This is a genomic window from Nitratireductor sp. GZWM139 (assembly GCF_030068685.1).
In the GTDB taxonomy this organism is placed as follows: Bacteria; Pseudomonadota; Alphaproteobacteria; order Rhizobiales; family Rhizobiaceae; genus Nitratireductor; species Nitratireductor aquimarinus.
In genome coordinates, this window is record NZ_JAMQML010000039.1 from 1 (window position 1) to 4159 (window position 4159).

Annotated in this window: 2 protein-coding genes and 1 pseudogene; 2 read left to right on the plus strand and 1 reads right to left on the minus strand. The window is 58.2% G+C overall.

Features of this window, described 5'->3' with window-relative positions; all coding sequences use genetic code 11:
• Positions 1-183 precede the first annotated feature (183 nt).
• Both NDI72_RS21685 and NDI72_RS21690 read left to right on the plus strand, forming a co-directional pair.
• Positions 184-1125 carry a diguanylate cyclase gene (locus tag NDI72_RS21685; protein ID WP_283801762.1) on the plus strand — a complete coding sequence of 314 codons (942 nt, stop codon included), beginning with the start codon at positions 184-186 and terminating at the stop codon, positions 1123-1125.
• Positions 1126-1245: 120 nt separating this feature from the next.
• Positions 1246-3798 carry a GGDEF domain-containing phosphodiesterase gene (locus tag NDI72_RS21690; protein WP_283801763.1) on the plus strand — a complete coding sequence of 851 codons (2553 nt, stop codon included), beginning with the start codon at positions 1246-1248 and terminating at the stop codon, positions 3796-3798.
• Between the two features lie 235 nt (positions 3799-4033).
• On the opposite strand, the pseudogene NDI72_RS21695 reads toward NDI72_RS21690, so the two are convergent.
• Positions 4034-4159: pseudogene (locus tag NDI72_RS21695) on the minus strand (IS6 family transposase); the annotation flags it as partial.

The window sequence follows — 4159 nt, forward strand, 5'->3', positions numbered from 1 at the left end:
GATTTGCTGCGTCAAATCAATGCTATCAACGGGTTTTGACCCTAACGATTAATGCAACGGACCCGCGAAAAGTTTACAATAGAAACAAATTTTCTATACAGACATTCATTCTCTATATTTTAATGGATTATAAATAGATCTTCATCAAGCTTCTCTGTTGCATCTAGCGACGCGCGGGAATGAATGGTGGTTGAGCCAACCAACGATATTCAGAGCCTTCAGACATCGTATTCGCTTATGCGGAAGGCGCTGGATCTCCTGCCGGACGGCGTTCTGATCATCGGCCGCAACCGCGAAGTTCTGTACTTCAACGAAGCCTTTGAGCGTCTTTGGCGAATTCCGCGAGGCGTCGTGGAAGCTGGTGATCGGGCGATGCTCGCGCATGTGCTGGATCAGCTCGACGATCCTCAATCGTTTCTGGAGCTCGTCGAACGTCTCTATCATCGTCCGGATTCGTCTGAGGACGAGTGGACGTTCAATGATGGCCGCGTCTTCAACCGCCGCAGCGTGTCACTGGATGCCGGCGACGGCGGGTATAGCCGCATCTGGATTTTCAGCGATGTGACGGAAGCCTGGAGCGCGCGAATCGACTCGCTCACCGGTCTGCTCAACCGGCGTGCCTATGCCAGCGAGTTGCCGAAATTCATGTCGTCGCCTGCGGAAGGGGCCGTCAAGTCTTTCGCCTTGGTCGATGTCGATCGGTTCAAGGCCTACAATGACCGCTACGGTCATGCGGCGGGAGACCAGGTTCTGGAGCGAATTGGCGAGATTTTGAGCGAGGCCTGCGACCGAAACTCGGCCGATACGTATCGCATTGGCGGTGAGGAGTTCGCGATCACATCCCTGCATCGGGATCAGGCTGCTGCAATCGTGTTTCACCGGGCAATTATCGATCGCGTCAAGGAAGCTGCAATTGAGCATGGCGGAAACCGGCCGCACGGGGTCGCCACCGTGTCTATGGGGCTTGGACTGTTCGCGGGGTGTGGCAATGCCATGACGATTTTTGCGACCGTTGATCGGGCGCTTTATCGGGCGAAGAAGCTGGGCCGGAACACGGTGATCTTGGCGGAGATCGGAAGGGGAGGTCACTCCTCTTCGAATACGACAGATGAGCGTTCCGGTTGATGCAGTGAGTTTCATTATACGGCCGGCAGTGTCGAAGGCGGGTGTACAGGTTTGAGGTGAGTGGAGTGTGGCATGATTGCATCTGGCAGACCATCTGCTCGGTTGAGGCGAGACGATCGCTTGTTCGACACCCTTACGCGGTCGGTGCCTGGCTTCGTCTGGACGTCGGATGCCGATGGCCGCATTGATTTCGTCAATTGTGCTTGGTGTGAATATACCGGGCTTTCAAGCGACGTGTCCCTGGGGGCGGGGTGGATGCAGGCGGTGCATCCGGACGACTTGAACGTGATCGAAGCGCTCTGGCCATTGCGAGCCAATGGCCAGAATCCTGCCTATGAGGCTCAGATCCGTTTCCGTCGCCGCGACGGACGGTATCTGTGGCATCTTGTGAGGGCAAATCCGGTCGCAGACGGCGAGGGCCGCTGGATTGGCTACTCGGGCGACATTCACAATCTCATTGCTATCCAGACAAGAGATCGGGTGCAGGCCGACATTCTCCAGAAAGTGGTTGCCGGTGAGGACGTACAGACGCTTCTCGCCGCGCTTTGTGCATTGGGCGAGGAACAGCTGCCTGGAAGCCGTTGCACTGTCCTGCTGCTGAGCGAGGATGAAACCGAGTTCACGGGCGGCGCGGCTCCTTTCCTACCGCGCGAGCTTCAGGCGATGATCTCCGGGACGAAGGTCGGGACTGGAGTTGGTTCGTGCGGTACAGCTGCCTTTGAAAAGCGAGACGTGGTCTCGGCGAGGATCGCGACGGATCCGTTGTGGGAGGGTTGGCGCGAGGCATTTGCCGCGCTTGGCGTCAAAGCGTGCTGGTCGCAGCCTGTCTACGGTACGGATGGCCGGGTGCTTGCGACATATGGCTTCTACTTTTACGAAGAGCGTGCGCCTACGGTCGATGAACTGGAGAGCCTCGACATTCTTCGTCAGCTGGCCGCTGTTGCGATCGATAAGGCGCGGACCACGCAGGCTCTGCGCGAGAGCGAAGAGCACTATCGTCATACGGTCGAGCACAATCCTCAAATCCCATGGACGGCCGATCCGCAAGGCAGGATCTTGAGCGTTTCTTCAAGGTGGCGCGAAGCAACCGGCCAGCCGGTGGACAGTGCAATCGGTACGGGGTGGTTCCAGGCGCTTCACCCGAATGATGTGGACCGTGTGCATCGCTATTGGGCTGAATGCCTGCGGACAGGAGATCCTGCAGACCTCAAATATCGCATCCGGCTGAACGATGGCGGCTATCGCTGGGTCCGAGCGCGTGCGACGCCGCGGCGGGACGCGAATGGCCAGATTGTGAAATGGTACGGCGCCGTCGAAGACATTCACGACCTGGAACTGGCACATGAGCGTTTGCGCCAGCAGGCCGATATCGACGATCTGACCCGGCTGCCAAACCGTCGGTCATTCGAGGATCGGCTGCGGGGGGCGATTGCAGAAACGAAAGACGGAGCCTCGGTTGACCTCCTGCTGATAGATTTGAGCGGGTTCCGGCAGTTGAATGATCGCTTTGGCCATGAGGTCGGCGATGCGGTGCTGCGCTTGTTCGCCGGGTTCTTGCGGGCCTGTTCGACTGAGGCCGACATCATCGGGCGCATTGCCGGCGACCAGTTCGCCCTGGTGCTTCGTGATCGGGGTGGTGAGGCCACACCGCAGCGCTATGCCGGTCAGCTTGCCAGGGAGCTCGAGCGCCGACTGGCCCGGAGCGCGAAAACCCGCAATCTCGGGGTCAGAATTGGCTGTGCGCGGTCGACGGAGGATGACAAGAGCGACGACTTGACCCGCCGTGCAAAGATTGCGCTTTACGCCGCAAAAGGTGACAGCGGCCACAGCGTCAGATTGTTCAGTCCGGCGCTTCAACAGGCAATAGATCAACGAGCGGAGCAAATTGAGCTTGCCAGGCAGGCTCTCAAATACCGTTTGCTGGTGCCGTATTACCAACCTATGATTGATCTGACTTCCGGCAAGGTGGCGGGGGCAGAGGCGTTGCTGCGGATCCGACATCCCGTTGAGGGGATACTCTCGCCCACATCCGTTTGGGCGGCCCTTGATGCCCCCAAGATCGGCAAGGCGATCACCGATCAGATCCTGTCGCTTGTGCTAGCGAACTTGGCGGAATGGGGACCTTGGCCTGCGCAGCTGGGCAGCATTTCTGTCAATCTCTCCACCGAGACGCTGATGCAGGATGGTCTGGCGCGCTCGCTCTTGCAAAAGCTCGACCGCAAGGCGTTGGAGCCGCATCAGCTTACTGTCGAGATCACCGAGCGTGTGCTGGTCGATGAGCTGGCTCCCGGAACCCGGCAATGCCTGGAGCAATTGCAGCGACATGGCGTGCGGGTTTCGCTGGATGATTTTGGCACCGGCTTTGCGTCACTCACCCACCTGCAGCGTCTTCCGGTCAACGAGATCAAGATCGACAAGTCCTTCGTCAACGATCTTGGCAAGGACAGCTCTGGGACGGCGATTGTGAAATCGATGATCCATCTGGGGCGCAACATGGGGGTGGACGTGGTCGCTGAAGGTGTGGAGACCGCAGAACAGGCGGCGCTTTTGAAAGAGTGGGGGTGCCGCTTCGCTCAGGGCTATCACTTCCACAGGCCATTGTCTGCAAGCGAGTTTGGACCGATCTGGCGTACTGTCATACTGGGCGCTCCGAAAGCGGCGATGTCACGTTAATGCGGAGCGACAATCAACGTGAGAGTTCAGCGTCAATCAGGATGAGAATGCCGACGGGTTGGAACGCAGGGAGGGCGTATGTTGATTTTCGTTGAGAAGTGACCCGGGATTGGGGGATTTTTCCACTAAGAACTGACCCATGTTTGAACGCTAGCCTGCTCATTTTGAGCAGGAGTTTCAGGAGGGCATTGCCAAGTTATTTGACGTTGATTGCAAGAGTGGTGATTTCTCGCAATCAGGCCGCCATCTCGGCGGCATAACCGTCCCACAGGCCGAAGGCATCGGCTCTGGCATGACGGTAGGAGATGGTGGAAAGTCGATAGCGGCGGGGGCGGAAGATGATGCTGATCTGGTCGTGGGC